Origin of the sequence: Burkholderia sp. 4NA327C6, from assembly GCF_005502655.1 — a bacterium.
Lineage (GTDB): Bacteria > Pseudomonadota > Gammaproteobacteria > Burkholderiales > Burkholderiaceae > Burkholderia > Burkholderia contaminans.
The window spans coordinates 1-19539 of record NZ_SCNZ01000051.1; the positions used below are offsets into that span (position 1 = coordinate 1).

Annotated in this window: 22 protein-coding genes and 1 pseudogene; 8 read left to right on the forward strand and 15 right to left on the reverse strand. The window is 64.5% G+C overall.

Annotation, left to right across the window (positions count from 1 at the left end; genetic code table 11):
- Positions 1-8: 8 nt before the first annotated feature.
- Together FFS49_RS34450 and FFS49_RS34455 are read left to right on the forward strand one after the other, a co-directional pair.
- Positions 9-230 carry a hypothetical protein gene (locus tag FFS49_RS34450; RefSeq protein WP_039371644.1) on the forward strand — a complete coding sequence of 74 codons (222 nt, stop codon included), beginning with the start codon at positions 9-11 and terminating at the stop codon, positions 228-230.
- A gap of 248 nt (positions 231-478) precedes the next feature.
- Positions 479-1018, forward strand: a complete 540-nt coding sequence (locus FFS49_RS34455; RefSeq protein ID WP_105816993.1) for a GNAT family N-acetyltransferase — start codon at positions 479-481, stop codon at positions 1016-1018.
- Between the two features lie 69 nt (positions 1019-1087).
- On the opposite strand, the gene FFS49_RS34460 is transcribed toward FFS49_RS34455, so the two are convergent.
- Positions 1088-1342 (reverse strand): hypothetical protein, encoded by a 255-nt coding sequence (locus tag FFS49_RS34460; protein ID WP_226285426.1) that lies wholly within the window; start codon positions 1340-1342, stop codon positions 1088-1090.
- A 19-nt stretch (positions 1343-1361) separates the two neighbouring features.
- Complete coding sequence (locus tag FFS49_RS34465; protein ID WP_105816991.1) at positions 1362-1727, reverse strand: hypothetical protein; 366 nt, start codon at positions 1725-1727, stop codon at positions 1362-1364.
- A 630-nt stretch (positions 1728-2357) separates the two neighbouring features.
- On the opposite strand from FFS49_RS34465, the gene FFS49_RS34470 reads away from it, so the two are divergent.
- On the forward strand, positions 2358-3068 hold the full coding sequence (locus FFS49_RS34470) for a response regulator (protein WP_105816990.1): 711 nt from the start codon (positions 2358-2360) through the stop codon (positions 3066-3068).
- Between the two features lie 51 nt (positions 3069-3119).
- Here the strand turns inward: FFS49_RS34470 and FFS49_RS42760 are convergent.
- The 10 genes and pseudogenes from FFS49_RS42760 to FFS49_RS34520 form a co-directional block, all read right to left on the reverse strand.
- Positions 3120-3212: pseudogene (locus FFS49_RS42760) on the reverse strand (DUF1641 domain-containing protein); the annotation flags it as partial.
- Between the two features lie 22 nt (positions 3213-3234).
- On the reverse strand, positions 3235-4410 hold the full coding sequence (locus FFS49_RS34480; protein WP_105816989.1) for a YncE family protein: 1176 nt from the start codon (positions 4408-4410) through the stop codon (positions 3235-3237).
- Between the two features lie 61 nt (positions 4411-4471).
- A complete protein-coding gene (locus FFS49_RS34485) occupies positions 4472-5284 on the reverse strand; it encodes a creatininase family protein (protein WP_105816988.1) in 813 nt (270 codons plus the stop codon).
- Positions 5285-5514: 230 nt separating this feature from the next.
- Positions 5515-5913: a RidA family protein gene (locus FFS49_RS34490; protein ID WP_105816987.1), complete on the reverse strand. Its 399-nt coding sequence runs from the start codon at positions 5911-5913 to the stop codon at positions 5515-5517.
- A gap of 92 nt (positions 5914-6005) precedes the next feature.
- The gene (gene benD, locus FFS49_RS34495; RefSeq protein ID WP_105816986.1) at positions 6006-6776 is read right to left on the reverse strand and encodes a benzoate diol dehydrogenase BenD; all 771 of its coding nucleotides are present in this window, start codon (positions 6774-6776) and stop codon (positions 6006-6008) included.
- Positions 6777-6778: 2 nt separating this feature from the next.
- Positions 6779-7801 carry a benzoate 1,2-dioxygenase electron transfer component BenC gene (gene benC / locus FFS49_RS34500; RefSeq protein ID WP_105816985.1) on the reverse strand — a complete coding sequence of 341 codons (1023 nt, stop codon included), beginning with the start codon at positions 7799-7801 and terminating at the stop codon, positions 6779-6781.
- 45 nt (positions 7802-7846) lie between these two features.
- Positions 7847-8335 carry a benzoate 1,2-dioxygenase small subunit gene (gene benB / locus FFS49_RS34505; RefSeq protein WP_039371619.1) on the reverse strand — a complete coding sequence of 163 codons (489 nt, stop codon included), beginning with the start codon at positions 8333-8335 and terminating at the stop codon, positions 7847-7849.
- On the reverse strand, positions 8332-9690 hold the full coding sequence (locus FFS49_RS34510; protein ID WP_105816984.1) for a Rieske 2Fe-2S domain-containing protein: 1359 nt from the start codon (positions 9688-9690) through the stop codon (positions 8332-8334). The genes benB and FFS49_RS34510 overlap by 4 nt, the downstream gene beginning before the upstream one ends.
- A 121-nt stretch (positions 9691-9811) precedes the next feature.
- Positions 9812-10756 carry a catechol 1,2-dioxygenase gene (gene catA, locus FFS49_RS34515; protein ID WP_039371613.1) on the reverse strand — a complete coding sequence of 315 codons (945 nt, stop codon included), beginning with the start codon at positions 10754-10756 and terminating at the stop codon, positions 9812-9814.
- Positions 10757-10807: 51 nt separating this feature from the next.
- Complete coding sequence (locus FFS49_RS34520) at positions 10808-11944, reverse strand: muconate/chloromuconate family cycloisomerase (protein ID WP_105816983.1); 1137 nt, start codon at positions 11942-11944, stop codon at positions 10808-10810.
- On the opposite strand from FFS49_RS34520, the gene FFS49_RS34525 reads away from it, so the two are divergent.
- Both FFS49_RS34525 and FFS49_RS34530 read left to right on the forward strand, forming a co-directional pair.
- Complete coding sequence (locus FFS49_RS34525; RefSeq protein ID WP_137910296.1) at positions 11928-12242, forward strand: hypothetical protein; 315 nt, start codon at positions 11928-11930, stop codon at positions 12240-12242. The genes FFS49_RS34520 and FFS49_RS34525 overlap by 17 nt on opposite strands.
- A 295-nt stretch (positions 12243-12537) precedes the next feature.
- Entirely contained in the window at positions 12538-13185 is a 648-nt protein-coding gene (locus tag FFS49_RS34530) for a PAS domain-containing protein (RefSeq protein WP_105816982.1), read from the forward strand.
- A gap of 111 nt (positions 13186-13296) precedes the next feature.
- Here FFS49_RS34530 and FFS49_RS34535 read toward each other — a convergent pair whose 3' ends face one another.
- Positions 13297-14421, reverse strand: coding sequence for an aminotransferase (locus FFS49_RS34535; protein WP_105816981.1), 1125 nt, complete (start codon positions 14419-14421; stop codon positions 13297-13299).
- 87 nt (positions 14422-14508) lie between these two features.
- Positions 14509-15291, reverse strand: a complete 783-nt coding sequence (locus FFS49_RS34540; protein WP_105816980.1) for a transporter substrate-binding domain-containing protein — start codon at positions 15289-15291, stop codon at positions 14509-14511.
- Between the two features lie 207 nt (positions 15292-15498).
- Between FFS49_RS34540 and FFS49_RS34545 the strand changes: the two genes are divergently transcribed.
- The 3 genes from FFS49_RS34545 (at position 15499) to FFS49_RS34555 (ending at position 18845) form a co-directional block, all read left to right on the forward strand.
- Positions 15499-16470 (forward strand): ornithine cyclodeaminase family protein, encoded by a 972-nt coding sequence (locus FFS49_RS34545; RefSeq protein WP_105816979.1) that lies wholly within the window; start codon positions 15499-15501, stop codon positions 16468-16470.
- 63 nt (positions 16471-16533) lie between these two features.
- On the forward strand, positions 16534-17676 hold the full coding sequence (locus FFS49_RS34550) for a succinylglutamate desuccinylase/aspartoacylase family protein (RefSeq protein WP_171026881.1): 1143 nt from the start codon (positions 16534-16536) through the stop codon (positions 17674-17676).
- Positions 17677-17720: 44 nt separating this feature from the next.
- Positions 17721-18845, forward strand: a complete 1125-nt coding sequence (locus tag FFS49_RS34555) for a succinylglutamate desuccinylase/aspartoacylase family protein (protein WP_105816977.1) — start codon at positions 17721-17723, stop codon at positions 18843-18845.
- 165 nt (positions 18846-19010) lie between these two features.
- Here FFS49_RS34555 and FFS49_RS34560 read toward each other — a convergent pair whose 3' ends face one another.
- Positions 19011-19448, reverse strand: coding sequence for a hypothetical protein (locus tag FFS49_RS34560; RefSeq protein ID WP_137910297.1), 438 nt, complete (start codon positions 19446-19448; stop codon positions 19011-19013).
- Between the last annotated feature and the right edge of the window lie 91 nt (positions 19449-19539).

The following is a 19539-nucleotide window of genomic DNA, read 5'->3' on the forward strand; positions in this document are numbered from 1 at the left end:
AGGAAGCGATGAGCGATAACTTCACGTCCAACACCCCGAACCTGTCGGCCTCCGCCATCTGGGCGCTCGAACGTCTCGCCGACGTCCGCTACGGGCGCGATGCGCCGGCGCTCGGCTGGTCGATCGCGAGCGAACTCGTCAGCGCGGGCTTCGTCAGCCATCCCGCGCACGGCCGCTCGGGCGCGTCGATCACGGCCGAAGGCCGGACCTTCCTGAAGAACCGGAAGTAGGCCGCCAGCGGCTGCACCGCAGCCCGTCCGTGCAGGGGTTTTGCTATCATTCCGGCTCCCTGTCTTGCCGAATTGGACATGCCCGCTCGCAGCGGGCCGCCGTCGCCTGCCGTCAATCGCACGTCGTCGCTCGCCGAGGAACAGCGCCGCCCGATCTGCCTGCCGGCGCGTGAACGGAACCCAACCAGCGCGGCATCGACATGCTGACGGCGTGGCCGTCCCATGCCCCCTCCTCTCCGGAAACCGCGATGCCGCCTGTCTCCTCCCCGCCCGTTCTCGACACGCCACGTCTCATCCTCGAAGGCCATCCGCTCGGCGACTTCGAGGCGCTCGCCACGATGTGGGCCGAGCCGAAGGTCGTCGAGCACATCTTCAACGGCGCGCCGTCCGCGCCCCGCGACTCGTGGATGCGCATGCTCGCGTATCGCGGGCTGTGGCCGCTGCTCGGCTATGGCTACTGGGCGATTCGCGAGAAGGCATCGGGCCGCTATGTCGGCGATCTCGGCTTCGCCGATTTCCACCGGCTCATCGAGCCGTCGATTCGCGGCGTGCCGGAAGCCGGCTGGGCCCTCGCGACGTGGGCGCACGGCAAGGGTTACGCGACCGAGGCGCTCTCGGCCGCGCTGGCATGGCTCGACGGGCAACACCGGTTCGAGCGCAGCGTGTGTCTCATCGCGCCGACCAACGTCGCGTCGATCCGCGTGGCGGAAAAGGCGGGTTACGGGGCGCCGGTGCAGATCCGGTTCAACGACACCGACTCGTTGCTGTTCTCGCGCGCGAGCCGATAGGCTGTTGACGACGGACAGGTTGCCGCCCGCGCACCGCATCAACTGGCGGCGCCGGCGCGCCCTCCCTGCTCATTCCCCCGCCGGCTCATAAAGGCGCGTAAAGAGCCCGTTGTCCATCGGCCAGCAGTTGCCGCAATCATCGCGCAAGATCCAGTCGCCGGACTTTACCGAACGCCAGCCCTCCGGTGTGGCGATCGCTCGTCCGCCTTCACGGGTTTCCACCCGATCATGGTCGCCATCGGCGAACCACTGTGTTGCATCGACATAACTGATGCGTTTTCGAAATCGCATACCGCCACCGAAATGTGGAGACCTGAACGGCACGTTCAAGAACGTGTCCGTGTCAATGCATGTGCGGCGCGAAACGCCGTGAAATGGATGCGCGCCACGAAGGAGATCGGGCGGCCATGACATCCGCCCCGGGCGACGGCGGCCGGGGCGCCAGCCCGGCTTCGCGCAACGCCTTCCGGCCCTCCGAGACGAGTGTCTCCAGCGTTTCCCGTGCGGTGATCGAGATCCGGATATCGATCTCCCGCATTCTGCCGATCGCCGTGTGAACCTCGTCGGGTTGATCGGGTGACAGCGCCATCAGGAATGCAGAACGTGTTTCTGCCGCCCGGACGGCCTCGCTCCAGTCGGCACTGGCAACTGCGACTTCGATCGCGTTCGTGAGGGATTCGAGACTCCGGATGATTTGAAGCGGCGTCATTTCGCATTCCTGTCAAAACGTCGTACCGGCCTTACGTTTGCCTCTGGAAGGCGGAGGTGACGTCGGCATCGATTCACACGCGTCGAACCTCGGCAGTGCGTCGCCGAACGGACGCACATGGCGAGCAATGGCACGCTGTCGGTCACCGCCTTCGCATCTGGATTCCTTCGGCGGCCAGCCGGAAGCGGGTGTGCTTCATGCTCGCCACCGAATCGCCACGATTGTAAGGACCTGTCCGTTGCCCGTTTCGTAATATTTTGTAATGATATGTCGAGCAATCTTTACCGGTTTGCGGCCCGGGCAGGCGTGCTTTCCATGCGCCATTTTTCCGCAAACGTTTTCGCGCGCACGACACCACGCCCGCCGTTGCTGCCGGCCGTGAGCCGGATACCACGCCTGACCTTATCGCCCAGCCATCTCCCGTTCCACAGCGACGCGACTTCACACTTGTGCCCGTCTTCCTGGCTGCATGGGCGTGGTGATTCGCGTGCGGACGGGGCGGCCCGGTGATGCAGATTTCGCCACATTCCACGGGAATGTTCAGAAGTATCATGCGCGTCTCTTCAGCTACCCCATGTCGGACTGGGCTTGAGCGCTCGCCACCATCCCGTTTCATCCCCTCGTTTAGCGATGCCCATCCGAATCCTGCTCGTCGAAGACGACGTCCAATTGTCCGCGCTGATCGCGGACTATCTGCGCACGCATCAGTACGAGGTGGACCGCCTGTTCGACGGCACCGACGCCGTAGCCACGATCGTCGCGCGTCACCCCGACCTGGTGCTGCTCGACATCAACCTGCCGGGCAAGGACGGCTTCGAGATTTGTCGCGAGGCACGCATGCAGTACGACGGCATCGTCATCATGATGACGGCCCGCGATGAACAGTTCGACGAGTTGCTCGGCCTGGAATTCGGCGCGGACGACTTTCTCCACAAGCCGGTCGAGCCGCGCATCCTGCTCGCGCGGATCAAGGCCCATCTGCGACGGGTGCGCATGCGCCCGGACGATGCCGCACCGGCATCGCCTCATCGTTTCGAGTTCGGCAAGTTTTCGATCGACCGGGCCGATCGCAAGGTTCGTCTTCCCGACGGCAGCACACCCCGCCTGACGTCGACCGAGTTCGACCTGCTGTGGGCGCTCGTCTGCCGGGCCGGCGAGGTGGTCAGCCGAAAGGACCTGACGCTGCTGCTACGCGGCATCGAGTTCGACGGCTTCGACCGCTCGATCGACGGCCGCATCTCGAAGCTGCGCCGCAAGCTGGGTGACGACCTGACGGAACCGAAGCGGATCAAGACGATCCGCTGCAAGGGCTATCAGTTCAGCAAGCACGGGTGGGATTGATTGGCTGCGATCGGGGGCCTGCGGTCTTCTCGCCGAGCGCGGTAACGGGGGCTCCGGGGCGAGCGCCAGCCGTTGCGCGAACACCTTCAACCCTTCGAGCAACGGCGTCAGCGCGTCCCACAGCGCTTTGTCGTGCAGGAGCCGAACGCGCCGACCGGCTGCCGCCCTACCGCATGTTTCCCGTATGACCGAGCGAATAGCGCCCCGGCTGCGGCCACACCGTCAGGCCGTGCGGCTCCATGCCGACGGGAATCGACCGGACCGCGCCGCTCGCGGTGTCGATCGCGTAGACGACGTCATCGAAGCGTCCCGACAGCCACAGCGTGTTGCCGTCCGCGCTGACGTTGCCCATGTCGGGGCTGCCGCCGCCGGGAATCGGCCAGGTTGCGACCACCTTGCGCGTCGCGAAATCGAGCACCGATACACTGCCCTTGCCGTGACGCGGCCCGTGGACGCGATTGGAGCCGCGATTCGCGATATAGAGCTTCGTGCCGTCGCGGCTCGGGTAGAGGCCGTGCGTTCCGACGCCGGTCGGGATGAAGCCGATCTTCGTGAACGCGTCGCCATCGACGACGTAGACACCGTCCGCCATCATGTCGGCGACATAGAACACCTTGCCATCGGGCGACACGCGGATGTCCTGCGGCATCCCTTTGCGGTCGAGTTCGAGATAGCCGACCACCTTGCGGTTCACGAAATCGATCTTGGCCAGCTTGCCGCCGAACTCGCACGTGAAGAGCGCGTACCGGCCGTCGATCGAAAAGTCGGCATGGTTGATGCCCTTGCATTGCGGCACCTCGAGGCTCGATTTCAGCGCCATCGTTTTCGGGTCGCGGAAGTCGAGCCGCGCATGTGCCTCGGCCACCACGATCGCGTCCTTGCCGTCGGGCGTGAAATACATGTTGTACGGATCGTCGACGTTCACTGTCTTGCCGGGCTTGCCCGTCTTCGGGTCGATCGGCGTCAGGCTGCCGTCGGTTCGCCCTTCCGCATTGTTCGCAACCCACAGCGTCTGCAGGTCCCATGCCGGCACGACGTGCTGCGGGCTACGGCCGACCGCGAACCGGTCGACGACCTTGTACGTGGCCGGGTCGATCACGTAGACGTCGTTCGATCTCAGGTTCGGCACGTAGATGCGCGGCAACGCGCCCGCTACCGCCGCGCTCATGCGGCCGGCCTGCGCCTCGCTGTACAGGTTGTCGGGATGGAGGACGGGCGGCATGCCGGGTACGGTCGCGACGGCGGCCGCCGCGATCGCCCCGCGGGCACCGAAGGCCAGCGCTGCCACGATGACGATCGCGGGGCGGGAGAAGCGGAGGTGACGGCAAAAGCGCGGTTGCATGACGATGCCCCGGTTCGATTGAGTGGAACGACGACAAAAGTAGCGCGATGGCGCGGCTGCGTCAGCGGCCGGCGATTTCCTTTCTGATAGCGTCGACGGTGCGCGACACGATGGCGTCGGTGCCCAGCCGGCCCAGCTCGACACTCGCATGACGCGGATCGCCGCCGTAGACGCCGTCGACGGCGCCCGGCTTCGCGGCGTTGCGCAGCTTGTCGACCCGGACCATGCGCGGCTCGACCGCCAGCAGCAGCGCCGTGTCGGCCAGCCCCGCATGCGTGCCGATATCCGCGGCCGGCACGCCATGCTCGCGCAGGATCTGGTCATAACCGTCGGAACTGGTGCCGTAATATGCGGCCGGCACGAACGCGCGCGCCCCCGTGCCGGCCCACGACTTGTTGAGCCTGGCGACCGACTGCTTGATGTCGTTCTGGTAGCCGCCGTGGTCGCCGAGAAACACGATGTTCGTGAAGCCGTGCACGCGGAAACTGTTGGCGGCGGATTCGAGGGTCTTTTCGAAGGCGTCGTCGGGCACGGTGATCGTGCCCGGGAAGCGCATGTGCGACGTCGGCGGCGCATAGCCGCCCTCGGGCACATAGGCGATGACGGGTGCGACGATCGCGTTGCCGAGGCCTTCCGCGATCCGCTCGGACAGCACCCTGACCCGCGCGTTGTGCTTGCCGAGCGCGACGTACGGCCCGCTTTGCTCGGTCCCGCCGATCGGAATCAGCAGGGTGGTCTTGCCGGCCCGGATGCTGTCGCGCAGTTCGGTCCAGGTCATGTCTTCGAGCTGCACCGTGCCCGGCGCCTGGGCGAGCGCGGCCTGCGCGACGGTGACAGCGAGGGCGGCGAAGACGGCGCGTGGCAGGCATTTCATCGCGGATTCTCGACGGAGGGAAAGGGGTGACGCTGCGTTCCCTCGAACCATAAACGAACTCGCCCGGCTTGTCGCTGACGTGGCGCAACGATTCACGCCGAAGGTCGCGAGAAAGCCATTCGTCAGGATTCCGTCTCGCGTCGCGAAGCCTGCCGCTCCCGGTCAGCACGCGACGAGCCCGTTCGAGGCGCGGTCGAGGGCCTCTCGCGCCCGCTCCTCGTCACCGCCGATCACGCCGGCAATACGGCCACCGCCTTGATCTCGACGATATAGCCGGGCGCGCCGCCCAGCATGTGCGCACCGACCGCCGTCCACGCCGGCTTCGGGTGCGCGGCGAGGTAACGGTCGCGTACCTGCATGAACAACGGCAGGTCGCGCATGTCGGTATGGAAGGTCGTCAGGTCGACCACGTCGTTGAACGACGCGCCGGCGGCTTCCAGCACGAGCTTCAGATTTTCGAACGCTTGCACGATCTGCGCTTCACGGCCTTCGACGATCTGCATCGCCGCATCGCGGCCGATCTGGCCGGATACGTACAGCGTATCGCCGACCTTCAGGCCCGGGGCATAGCCGATTTTCTCGTACACCGCTTCCATTCCCGCCGGAACGATGGCTTTGCGATTACTCATGGGAGTCTCCGTGGCCGGCGTCTTCGCGCCGGCCGGTGGGGTTGTCGATGAATACACGTTGACCGCGTGCAGGCGGCATCACGACACGCCGCTCAACCCGTATCGCCGCCCGCGACCGGCAGCACCGTGCCGGTGATGTAGCTCGCCTCGTCGGACGCGAGGAACAGGATCGGCGCGATCTGTTCGTCGAGGCTGCCGTAGCGCTTGAAGAACGTCGATTCCGTGACCTGGCGCACGGCCTCGCCCATCCATGCCTGTTCCTGCTCGCTGTCGCCGGCCGCATTGCGCGGCACGCGGCGCGGCGGCGCGCTGGTGCCGCCCGGCGCGGTGGCCACGACCCGGATGTTGTGCTCGGCGTATTCCATCGCGAGCGCCGCTGTGAGCGCATTGACGCCGCCTTTCGCCGCCGAGTACGGCACGCGGCGGATGCCGCGCGTCGCGTTCGACGAGACGTTGACGATCGTGCCGCCGCCGCGCGCGAGCAGGTGCGGCAGCACCGCGTGGCATGTATAAAGCGTCGGCATCAGCGAACGGCGGATTTCCGCATCGATCTGCGCCGGTTCGAATTCGGCGAACGGGCGCATGCGGATCGCGCCGCCGACGCCGTTGATCAGGATGTCGATGCCGCCGAACGTCTGCACGGCGTGCGCGATCGCCGCATGCGCACCGTCGTACGTTTCGAGATCGGCGACGAAGCCGGCCGTCTCGCCCCCCGCCGCTTCGGCCGCGACCTCGGCGACGAAATCCGCGCGGTCGACGAACAGCACCCTGCCGCCTTCGGCCGCCGCGCGCAGCGCGACGCCGCGGCCGATGCCCTGCGCGGCGCCCGTGACGACGATGACCTTGCCAGAGAATCGTTGCATGATCACGCCGCCTTTGCCGTGACGTTGGGGGTGAACTTCTCGTAGTGGAAGCTGTTCGGCTTCACGCCTTCGTCGTCGAAATACCTGCGCACCGCGTCGACCATCGGCGGCGGCCCGCACAGATACACGTCGACGTCGCCGTCGTTCAGCGCATCGGCCGGGATGTGCTGTGTGACCCAGCCCTTGCGCGCATGGCTCGACGCCCCATCCGCGACGACCGTCGCGAAGCTGAAGTTCGGCAGTTTCGCCGCGTAGGCTTCGATCGCGTCGACCAGTACGAGGTCGAGATCGCGGGTCACGCCGTAAATCAGGTGCACCTTCTGCTGCGACCCGGTGCGCGCGAGCACCTCGAGCATCGACAGGAACGGCGCGAGCCCCGTGCCGCCCGCGAGGAACAGCAGCGGCCGCTGCACGTCGCGCAGGTAGAAGCTGCCGAGCGGCCCGTGCAGTTGCAGCGTGTCGCCGGGCTGCGCCGATTCGAGCCACGTGCTCATCACGCCGCCGGGAATCTTCTTGATCAGGAAGCTGACCTTCGCATCGGCCGGTGCCGACGAGAACGAATAGGAACGATGTTGCCCGCTCGCGGGCACGTCGATGTTCACGTACTGGCCCGGCAGGAACACGGGCGCGGCCGCGCCGACGTCGAGTTCGAGCACGACGGCCGCATCGTTGTGCTGCTCGACCTTCGTCACCGTCGCGGCAAAGCCGCTCTGGCCCGTCTTGCATGCGACCGACGACGTCGGCACCGCGATCACGCAGTCGCTTTGCGGCACCATCTGGCAGGTCAGCACGAGGCCGCCGTCCTTTTCGTCCTCGGTGAGCGCGTCGTCGATGTAGTCGTCGCCGAGGTCGTAGCGGCCGCTTTCGGCGCGGCACTTGCAGGTGCCGCACACGCCGTCGGAGCAATCCATCGGCAGGTTGATCTTCGCGCGAAAGGCCGCGTCGAGCACCTTCTCGCCGGCCTTGCAGTCGATGAAGCGGGTTACCCCGTCCTCGAAGTTCAGTGCAATCGTGTAGCTGGACATGGCGTCGTCTCCACTTCCTTGTCTTTCATGACGAAACAACGGGCGTCAGACGTGATAGACGTCGAGCACCTGCCGGATGTAGTCGTTCTTCAGCACGATCTTCTTGTACGAGATCAGCAGTTCATCGCCCACCTGGCGCAACGTGACGAACATCGTGCCGAAGAAGTGATCGGTCACGCGGTAGCGGTGGTTCAGCGTGTGAAAGTTGTAGCGCACGTCCACCTCGTCGTCGCGTTCGGCCAGCACCTCGACGTTCGTCACGTTGTGGCTGGTGCGCGGCTCGGGCGTCGATGCGCCGCTGCGCTCCGTCTTGATCCGGAACACGCGATCCTCGAGGCCGCCGCGGTCCGGGTAGTACATCAGCGAGATCTGGCTCTGGTGATCGTCGGTCGGCCGATCGTCGTCGTCCCATGCGGGCATCCAGTACGTGACGTCCTCCGTGTAGCAGGTCAGCCACGCGTCCCACTGGCGATCGTCGAGCAGGCGCGCTTCGCGATACAGCGCCGCGCAGACAGTCCGGTAATCGAAGCTCATGCTGCCACCTCCCCGCGTTCCTTCTTCAGCGCATCGCGCATCACGTTCACCCAATGTTCGTGCTGGCACACGAACAGCCCTTCGTCCTCGCTGCGCTCGCCGGAAATGCGCGGGTTCAGCCCCATCTTCTTCGCGTTCTCGTCGGGCCCGTCGATCCACAGCGGCGCACCGCGCGACAGGTCGTTCCACATCGCCGTGATGCCCGCGTAACCGGCCTGGCATGCGCGGAACTCCTCGAGATCGTCGGCGGTGCCCATGCCCGTCACGTTGAAGAAATCCTCGTACTGGCGGATCCGCACCGTGCGGTCGGCCTCGCTCTCGCCCTTCGGCGCGAAGCAGAAGATCGTGACTTCGGTCCTGTCGACACCGAGCGGCCGCACCACGCGGATCTGCGTGCTGAACTGGTCCATCAGGAACACGTTCGGGTACACGCACAGGTTGCGCGTCTGGTTGACGATGAAGTCGGCCTGCACGTCGCCGACGCGCGCCTTGATCTCTTCACGGTGCTGATACACGGGCCGCACTTCGGGGTTCATCGTCTTGGTCCACAGCAGGATGTGGCCGTTGTCGAAGCCGTACACGCCGGCGACCGACTTGCTCCAGCTGTTCGCATCGACGGCCTTGGTGCCGTCCTCCTTGCGGCGGCCCATCGTCGCCGCGTAATTCCAGTGCACGGTGCTGACGTGGTAGCCGTCGCAGCCGTTCTCCATCTGCATTTTCCAGTTGCCTTCGTAGATGTAGGACGAGTTGCCGCGCAGCACTTCGAGCCCGTTCGGCGCCTGGTCGACGATCTGGTCGATGATCACGCGCGCTTCGCCGAGATACTCCTCGAGCGGCAGCACGTCGGCGCTGAGGCTGCCGAACAGGAAACCGCGATAGTTCGCGAAGCGCGCGACCTTCTTCAGGTCGTGCGAGCCGTGCGTGTTGAACTGCACCGGGTACTCGGTCGTCTTCTCGTCCTTCACCTTCAGCAGCTTGCCGGTGTTCGAGAACGTCCAGCCGTGGAACGGGCACGTGAAGCTGCCCTTGTTGCCGTGCTTGCGGCGGCACAGCATCGCGCCCTTGTGCGCGCAGGCATTGATCACCGCGTGCAGCTCGCCGGTCTTGTCGCGCGTGATCACGATCGGCTGGCGGCCGATCCACGTCGTGTAGTAATCGTTGTTGGCCGGGATCTGGCTTTCGTGCGCCAGGTACACCCAGTTGCTCTCGAAGATGTGCTTCATCTCGAGCTCGTACAGCTCGGCGTTCGTGAAGATGTCGCGGCGGCAGCGGAATACGCCGGCTTCCTTGTCGTCCTGCACGGCGGTGGCGAGCAGGTGATCCAGGTCGGTGGCTTGGTCGGTCGTGGCGGACATGTTGGCTCCTCCCATGCGCGTGCCGCGTCCTGCAAGCACGCTCGCATCGGTAATCGGTTGAATCTCGCGGGAACCCGGCCGGCGGCGGCGTATCGGCGCCGCGCCGGCGGGCGGTTGGCAGTTACGCCGTCGCGGCCGCGCGCAGGCGGTGGACGATCTGGTTGTCCTTGCCCTGCACCAGCGGCGTCAGCACGAAGTTGAACTCGATGTCCTTGTACGCATCGGCCTTCATGCCGAGTGCTGTGCCGCCGGTCTTGTCGACCACGGGCGGGATCAGCTCCTCGCGCGTCGCATACGCGAAGTCATCCCAGATCAGGGGATCGCCTTCGATGTTGAACTGCGTCGTCAGCTTGCGGTGGTCGTGGCTGTCGACGAAGAAGTGCACGTGCGCCGGACGGTTGCCGTGGCGGCCGAGGCGGTTCAGCAGTTGCTGCGTCGCGCCCTGCGGCGGGCAGCCGTAGCCGACCGGCATCAGCGTGCGGAATTCGTATTTGCCGTCGGCGCCCGTCTTCACCGCGCCGCGCAGGTTGAAATCGCTCTGCTTGCCGGTCGGGTCGAAGTGCGAATAGAAGCCGTGCGAGTTCGCGTGCCAGCATTCGACCACCGCGCCCGCGACCGGCTTGCCGTCGAGGCCCGTGACCGTGCCGTGGATCACGAGCGGGCCCGCGCCGTCGTCCGCGTCGAGGTCGATCTTCGACACGCCGTCGCGCACGGGCGCGCCGGCCACGTACAGCGGCCCCTCGATCGTGCGCGGCGTGCCGCCGTCGAGGCCGATCGCCTTGTCCGCGGCATCCATCCGGATGTCGAGAAACTTCTCGAGGCCGAGGCCGGCCGCAAGCAGCGCCGCTTCGCCGTCCTGGCCGAGCTTGTTCAGGTAGTTGACGCCGGCCCACACTTCGTCGGGCGTGATGTCGAGATCGTCGATCGCCTTGAACAGGTCGCCGAGCAGCCGCAGCACGACCTGCTGCGTGCGCGCGTTGCCGCCGTTCGTGCCGCTCGCGCCCGCGTTCGACGCAGCCTTCAGCAGATCCTGCACTTCCCGGGTATCGAAAACTTTGACGCTCATGATGATGTCTCCACGTGTATTGGGGGAATGACGGCCTTTGCCCGGCCAGGGTTATCGCGCGACTTTCGTCAGCCCGTCGCGGGTAAAACGCCTGACCTTGTTCTCGTCGAGTTCGATGCCGAGGCCAGGGCCGTCCGGCACGGTCAGTTCGAAGTCGCTGTAATCGAGCGGCTGCGTCAAGATCTCTTCGGTGATCAGCAGCGGCCCGAACAGTTCGGTGCCCCACTGCAGGTTCGCAAAACTCGCGAACAGATGCGCGGACGCCACCGTGCTGAACGCGCCTTCGAGCATCGTGCCGCCGTACAGCTCGATGCCGGCCGCATCCGCGATCGCGGCGACGCGCTGCGCGGCGAACAGGCCGCCGCTTTGCTCGATCTTGATCGCGAACACGTCCGCGCCGTGATGCTTCGCGATGTCGAACGCGCTGTCGGGGCCCTGCAGGATTTCGTCGGCCATCAGCGCGACCGGGAAGCGGCGCATCAGGCGCGCCAGCGCCGCGGCCGAGGCCACCGGCTGCTCGACCAGTTCGCAGCCGGCATCGGCCAGCGCCGGAATCGCGCGCGCGGCCTGCGTTTCGCTCCACGCCATGTTCACGTCGACACGCACCGACGCGCGATCGCCGACGGCTTTCTTGATCTCGGCCACGTGGCGGATATCGGCCTCGGGCGCCTTCGCGCCGATCTTCAGCTTGAATACGTTGTGGCGGCGCAGGTCGAGCATCCGCTCGGCTTCGGCGATGTCGGTGGCCGTGTCGCCCGATGCGAGCGTCCATGCGACCGGCAGGCGGTCACGTCGGCGGCCGCCGAGCAGCTCGCTCACCGGCACGCCGAGCCGCTTGCCATGCGCGTCGAGCAGCGCGGTTTCCAGCGCGCTCTTCGCGAAGTGGTTGACCTTCGCGAGCTTGCCGAGAAACGCCATCAGCGTCTGGATGCGCGTTGCGTCCTTGCCGATGATCGCCGGCGCGAGATACGTGTCGATCGCCAGCTTCATCGCCTCGGGGCTTTCCGGGCCGTACGCCATGCCGGCGATCGTCGTGCCTTCGCCGAGACCCGTCACGCCGTCGCTGCAGAACACCTTCACGAGCATCAGCGTCTGGCCGTGCATCGTGGCCACCGACAGCTTGTGCGGGCGGATCGTCGGCAGGTCGACGAGGCGGGTTTCGATGCGTTCGATGGTGACGGAGGACATGGGGCACGCCGTGTGGGTGAAGTTCTTGAGGCGATTTATACGTCTCGGCCAGATCGAGCGTCCAATACTTTTAGGCGGTCATTTCAATACCTGGCAGGTATTGAAATTCGGGGATATTCGTTGGATGTCGCTGTTTACCATACCCGTCTTGACAGGTGGTGCGGTCTGGAAGCCATGCTGGATCGGGGGGAGCGGCCACCCGGGATATGGGCAGCCGAAGACGCGAATGGCATCGGTCGCCACGCGCGCGGCGACGCAAAAAAATGGCCTCGGCGTGCCGCTGTCAGGGTTTTCCTGATGCCTCACCCGGAGGGCTCGTGGGCGAATTTCTCGATATGCGCGGTTGGCGGCTGGCTTCGCGTGCGCTTTGTTCGGCTGGTTGTCGGCTCGAGACCCGGTGGCGCTGGCGGGGTTTCCGTATGCAGCGGAGCGTGCTGACAGCGCCCCGTGAACCCGCACCGCCTGTTCATGAATCCGACGTCTATTTCGATCGGATCGGGTTGGTGAAATCGCATGGACGCTCACCGAACTTCAGACTAGCTCCGCGAATTTGCCATTACCATGTGCATTCCGTTGCAAGAGACCGACGATCGATGTCTTCCCCAAAAAAGAGAAAGTCCACTGCCGATCAACTGCTGCTCGACAGATATCGGAATATCGCTGACGGTATCGCTGCGCTGTTTTTCCCCTACGCGGAAGTCGTCATCCACGACCTGACGAGCCAGTCCGTCGCCTACATAGCCAACAACCTGTCAAAGCGCGAGGTCGGCGACGATTCCGCTCTGGAGGAAATAGAAGGTACGGCGATCGAAAATGTGATCGGCCCATACGAGAAGATCAACTGGGATGGCCGTCGGATGCGTTGTGTGAGTGTCCTGGTGCCAGGCGAATCGACAAACCCTGTCGGCGTCATGTGCGTCAATTTCAACGTGGCGGCTTTCGATGATGTCAAGCAAGTGCTCGATTTGTTCATCACGGGCGCTGGACTGGTGCGGCCACCGGAGGAACTGTTCAAGGACGATTGGCAGGAGCGGATCAACGCCTTCCTGCATGGGTGGTTGCGCGAACGGCAGCTTGCGCTCAATTCGCTCTCGCGTGAGCGCAAGCGTGAACTCGTGGAAGCCTTGTATGAGGAAGGCGCGTTCAACGGGAAGAGTGCCGCGAACTATATCGCCAACGTCCTCGACATGGGGCGGGCGACCGTCTACAAACACTTGAAGCAAATGCGCGAAGTTGCATGACGCACGCGGGTGAGCGGCACTGCGGCGCGTACTCGGACGTCGCGTTACTCCGCGGTGCGCAATGTCGGTCCAGGCGGCCGCAGAGCCGCCCGAACGATCAGTGAAAACGAATCAGCTGACTTTGCTCCGCAGGAAGTCCGACACGCGCGCAAGCCCCTCTTCCAGAACGGCTCGGTTGTTCGCATATCCGATCCGCACGTAGCCTTCCATGTCGAGCGCGCTACCGGGCGTAAACATCACACCCGTTGCTTCGAGCAACTCCGTGCAGAATTCGCGCGACGGCATGTCGAACGCATATTTGAGCAGCGCGGTCGTTCCGGACTTCGGCTTGATCCACGAGATCGCCGGCTCCCGCTCGACCCATGCTTCGAGAATCGCCAGATTGGTCCGCACGATGTCGTGATTGCGCTTCAGGATCGCGTCACGATGCTCGAGGGCCAGCGTCGCGAAGTAATCGTCGATCATGCCGACACTGATCGTGTTGTAGTCGCGATGCACGGCGACTGCGTGAATCAGCTCGACGGGGCCAGCGATCCAGCCAAGGCGCAGCCCCGCGAGCGAGTACGTTTTCGACATGCTCGCGGTGCTGATGCCTCGCTCGTAGAGGTCTGCGATCGACGCGCTGTAACCGCTGCCTGCCTGGTCGGTCCCACGATACACTTCGTCGCAGAGCACGTACGCGCCGCGGCGCCGCGCGATCTCGGCGATCTTCCCAAGGAACGCTTCGTCCATCAGCGAGCCGGTCGGGTTGTTCGGGTTGTTGATGGCAATGAGGCGCGTCTTGTCGTCGACGAGCGATTCCAGTTCCGCAAGGTCCGGCAGGAACCGGTTTTCCTCGCGGAGCTTGAGGGTCTTGACGTTAGCGCCGTAACTTTCCGGAATCGAGTAGTGTTGCTGATACGTCGGCAGCACGGAGACCACCGTATCGCCGGGTTCGACAAGCGTCTCGTAAATGAGCGCGTTGCCTCCGATCGCGCCGTGCGTCACGATCACGTTCGATACGGCTTGTCGCGCGTACGTGCCGGCAATCGCTTCACGCAGGCGCTGCGTACCTTCGATCGCACCATACGTCAGCTTCATCGGACGCAGGTCGTCGAGTACGGATTCCTGGCGGCCTGTCATCGTGAGAAGCTGATCGACCGTCAGGGATTCGACGCAGGTCTCCGCGAGGTTATATGTGCAATGGTTTTCATAGAGGTCCATCCAGCGCTCGACGCCGAATTCCTTGATCTTCATGGTCGTTCCTTCAGTGAGATGGGTTGAGCGGCCAGACAGCGGCCACAGGCAATGTGAATGATGTTCGTGCGGTGGTCGCCGTGACGGTTACTTGGCGATGATGTCCCGTTTGAAGTATTGAACCGACAGCTTGCTCAATGTACCGTCCTTCTTCAGTTCGGCAAGCGCCGCGGAGACCTGGCCACGAAGGGCGGCGTCTTGCTTCCTGAACGCCCAGCCGACGCCCTCACCGAGAGTCGCAGGATCTTGTAACGGTTTGCCGAGCATCGCAAAGTCACGGCCCTCCGGTTTGTCCAGGAAGCCTTCCTGAGCTGTTTGCGATTCTTGCACGGCAGCATCCAGGCGACCTGCGGCGAGGTCCGCATACACCAGATTCTGGTCTTGGTACGGTGTAATCGTGATCCCGTGCGGCTCCCAGTTGTGCTTCAGGAAATCCTCCTGGGACGAGCCTTGCAGCACGCCGATACGCTTGCCTTTGAGGCGGTCGACATCCGGCAACAGTCCGGAATCCTTGCGGGCGATCATTACCATCGGGACAACGTAGATCGGCGGAGTGAAATCGACCAGTTGCTTGCGCTTTTGCGTAATGTTCAACGCCGAGTTGACCACGTCGAACTTGCGGGCCTGGAGTGCCGGCAAGAGCCCGTCGAAAGCATTCTCGACCCATACGCACTTGACCTTCATCCTTGCACACACCGCGTTGCCGACGTCGATATCGAACCCCTGCAGTTGCCCCGCCGCCGTTTTGCTCTCGAACGGAGGATAGGCGGCTTCGATGCCGAATTTCAGCGCTGCCTGACTGCCGGCGCACGCAAATCCAGCCGTTCCCAGGGACAGGGCGACGGCGCAAACCAGATGCTTCATCTTCATACCAACTCCGCAGGCGATGATCGAGTAATGGGGCCGCAACCTGTTGATGGGTGGGCCTCGGCGGGCTACCTCGTACGGCACAACACAATGAAGACAAATTGTCCATATGAGACACCTTGGCCAAGTATCACCTTCCAAAACACGAATGTCCATAGTAGACTAAAAATCTACATACGGACATGGAACGGGTTCGCCCGAGATCACTGGATGAATGCTCGACTGAACGATTTGCCGTGCGTCGTGGATGAGGCGCGGGTTCGCGCCGCATTGCCGGAACTGGATATTCGCGGCGCACTGGAGCGGATGTTCCGCTCGCTCGCCGACGGCCGCGCGGTGCAGCCGCCGCAGACGCTGACGCTGTTCCCCGATAACGCCGGTGACTTCATTACCTACCTCGGCACGCTGGCGGACGAGCGCGTGTTCGGCGCGAAGCTTTCGCCGTACGTGCCGACCAGTGGCCGCGCCATCGTGACCGCGTGGACAGCGCTCATGTCGATGGAAACGGGGCGACCGCTGATGTGGTGCGACGCCGGCCTGCTGACCGCCGAGCGCACTGCAGGGGCGACGGCATTGGCGGTTGAGCGTCTCGCGAGGCCCGATGCGGCACGACTGGCGCTGATCGGGACCGGGGCGCTGGGCCTGGCGCACCTGCGCCACCTCGCGGCCGTTCGCGCGTGGCAAACCATTCACGTGTATTCGCCGGAGCTGGCCACAGACCTCGGCAGACGCAATCTGGTGAAATCGATCAATTCGCGGATCGTCGTCACCGAAAGTCTGGACGCATGCGTGCGCGATGCGGACGTCGTCTCCCTTTGCACATCATCCGGCAAGCCAGTGCTGACGGACGGCATGCTGACGCGTCCGGCGCTCGTGACGTCGATCAGCACAAACGTCGCCGACGCGCACGAAATTCCGCCGGCGTGGCTGCCGGAGATGGACGTCTACTGCGACTATCGAGCGACGACACCGATGAGTGCCGGAGAGATGAAAATTGCGGCGGCCAGGTTCGGTTGGAGCGCTGACGCGATTGTGGGTGATCTGCCGGAGCTGGTTGCGAACCGTGCGCGGTTGCCATTGTATGAGCGCCATGCGTTCTTCCGTTCTGTCGGACTCGGGCTGGAAGACATCGCAGTCGCTACGGCGCTTTATCGGCTCGTCGCCGGTGACGTCCGGCATTGATTGAACATGCGCGCCCCGGCGGCATTCATGCCGGCCGCCAAGACGCGCCCGAGGAGACCACACATGACCTATCGACGTATCGAGATCCCTCTGCCGTCCCCGGCGCCGGGCGTTGCGCTCCACCTGACGGCGCATCAGTTCGGTCGCCCCGATAACGGGCGCAGCATCTATCTGCATGCGGGGCTGCATGCCGACGAACACCCGGGCCTGCTGGTCCTGCAACATCTGCTCGAGCGGCTACATGTCCTCGACGAGGCCAATAGAATCAGCGGCTGTGTCACGGTGGTGCCGTACGCAAACCCGATCGGTCTGTCGCAACGATTGTTCGGTCCCGTCGTGGGCCGTTTCGACTTCGAAAACGGGGAAAACTTCAACCGCAACTTTCCATTGCTGGATCGGGCCGTTGCAACACGCCTGCGTGAGGCTGATGCGCGCGGTCTGACGCGGCCCCAGTGGAAGCGCTATTTCCACGGCTTGCTCCTCGAGCGCGACGATCTGAGCCCCGCGGCGGCGATGAAGCTCGAACTGGCGAGGCTCGCAATCGAACACGACATCGTCCTCGATCTGCACTGCGACACGGACGCGGTAGCACACGTCTATGCGTCGACACTGCAGCGCGATCGGGCCATCAAGCTCGCTCACCTGATCGGGGCGCCGGTCGTGATGCTCGAGCCGTCACTGGCAGGTGGCGGCGCATTCGATCAAACGCACTCGAGCGCATGGGGTGAATTGCAGAAGGCCGGTACGTTCAATGCGGACGAATGCGGTTTCTCGGCGACGATCGAATTGCGCGGTCAGGCGGACGTCGACGATGCGCTTGCGCTGGACGATGCCCGGCGTCTATTGCATTTCGCAGAATCGGAGGGGGTGTTGTCTCTGCCCGAGGCAGACGACGATCCGCGACTGGACGAGCCGCCCAAGGTGTTTCCTCTGCAGGGAGCCGCGCATGTCCGATGCCCGTGCGCGGGCGTGATCGTCTACCGGCGCGCGCCCGGAGAGCACGTCAGTGCGGGCGAGACATTCGCGGAAATCGTGCGTCTCGACGGGGAGATCAATTCGCGCGCCCCGGTGATCAGTCCGATCGACGGCGTACTGGTTGTGCGTCAGTTGCAAAAGCTCGTCAGGCCGGGGCAGCGGGCGGCATTGATCGTCGGAGATGCAGCGCTGGATGGACGCGAGCCCGGCAATCTGCTGCTCGATTTCTAATCGCCCTATTGCATGCCGGACCCGCAGGGAATGGGAGTCAAGTGATGGAGAAAGTGGAAATCCCGCTGCCCGGTACCGCTCCGGGGATGCGCCTGATGCTGCGCGAATATGCATTCGGCCCCAAAGATGCGGATCGATCACTTTACGTGCAGGCTGCATTGCACGCGGGCGAGGTGCCGGGGCTTCTCGTCATCCAGCATCTGCTGGAACGGCTCGCGTCGCTGGAGCGCATTGGGGCCTTGCGCGGGCGCATCGCCGTCATGACCTGGGCGAATCCGATCGGTATGCAGCAGGTCGTTGGTGGAGCGCTGACCGGGCGCTTCGATTGCGCAGGAAGCGGCAATTTCGATCGTCGATTCCCGGATATCCGCGCGGAGGTCGTCCGGCGGATCGCGTCTGGCGATCGTCCCCTGACTCGCCGAAACGCGCAGGCGTGGCTGACGACGATCGCGGCGCCGCCGACACACGGTACGGACCCGGTCGAATACCTGAAATCGGTGCTGCTATCCCGCGCATTTGCCTACGATATGGCGCTCGATCTGCATTGCGACAAGACGGCCGTCATGCACGTGTACAGCAATTGGGCGCACGAAGCGCGCGCTGTCGCACTTGCGCGGTGCCTTGCCGCTCCCGTGCTGCTTCTCGAGGAGCACGCTGGTGGCGGAACGTTCGACCAGGCATTTCACGATGCATGGAATGTATTGCGCCAATCCGGCTTGCCATGCGATTCCCGTCAGGGATTCGCCGCGGTTGTCGAGCTGCGTGGACAGCGCGATGTGTCTGATGAGCTAGCGACTCACGACGTCGATGCATTGCTTGACTTTCTGAGAGTCGAGGGCTTTGTCACGGATCGACTGGCAGGGGCACCGCAAAAGGCGCCGGCAATCGCCGCACTCGAAGCCGTCGATCACTTGAAGGCAACGCAAACCGGAATGGTCACGTGGCATGTGCCGGTCGGGACGCGCGTCGAGCGAAATGAGGGGATCGCGGAGATCGTCGGCGAGGCGCGCGATCGGACCGTGTGCCGAACGATGGTCCGATCGCGCACGGACGGGATTCTCGTCGCCAGAATGCATGTCCACTACGTTCTGGCCGGACAGCGGATCGCAATGATCGCGGGGAGCGAGCGAATTCCCGAGCGCATCACGGGGGCGCTTCTTCCGGACTAACTAGCTGTAATGGCTGCGACGCGATCTGACAGGCGGTCGGACCGATGGAGAAAAGGCCGCTAATGACGGAACGCTTCTCTTCGGCGAGTTCCAACCGCGCCATCGACTGGATCACGGCATGAGCGGCGCCAAGCGCAGCGCCATTACGCAGGCGTGAAGCCCCGTTCAGCGGCCGGCACCCGCCACCGACGCCTGCCATTGCGCGGCCACGGCGGCGTAATCGCTGACCTTGAACGCGGAGCCGTCCTTGACGTGGACCCAGCCGAGCGTGCGCTCCGCGAGCGGCTTGTCGTGGTCGTCCGTCGCGATCTTGACGATCGCCTGCGCACGCACATGGACGAGACCGTCCGGATAGTCGGACGACGGGTTCGCCAGCGTCACCGTCACGAACGGCCCGAGATCCTGCAGCAGTTGGGCGGCCGGCGGATGGTCGGCCATCAGCAACGAACCGCCCTTCACGCGGTCGTCCACGCGAATCGCCGTGCCGCCCGGCCGCCGCTGCGCAGCGGTCGGCTGCGACATCCACAGCACGTGATCCGGGTTGAGATAGACCACATCGGGGTCGCCCATCGCGTCGCGGGTTTCAATCCGGGGTATCGGCATGCAGCGTCTCCAGTCGAATATCGGGCACCGAATGCCGGTGCGTCGGCATCCATGATGATGCCGCAATATGTCGGTTTGCCGCGTACCACGC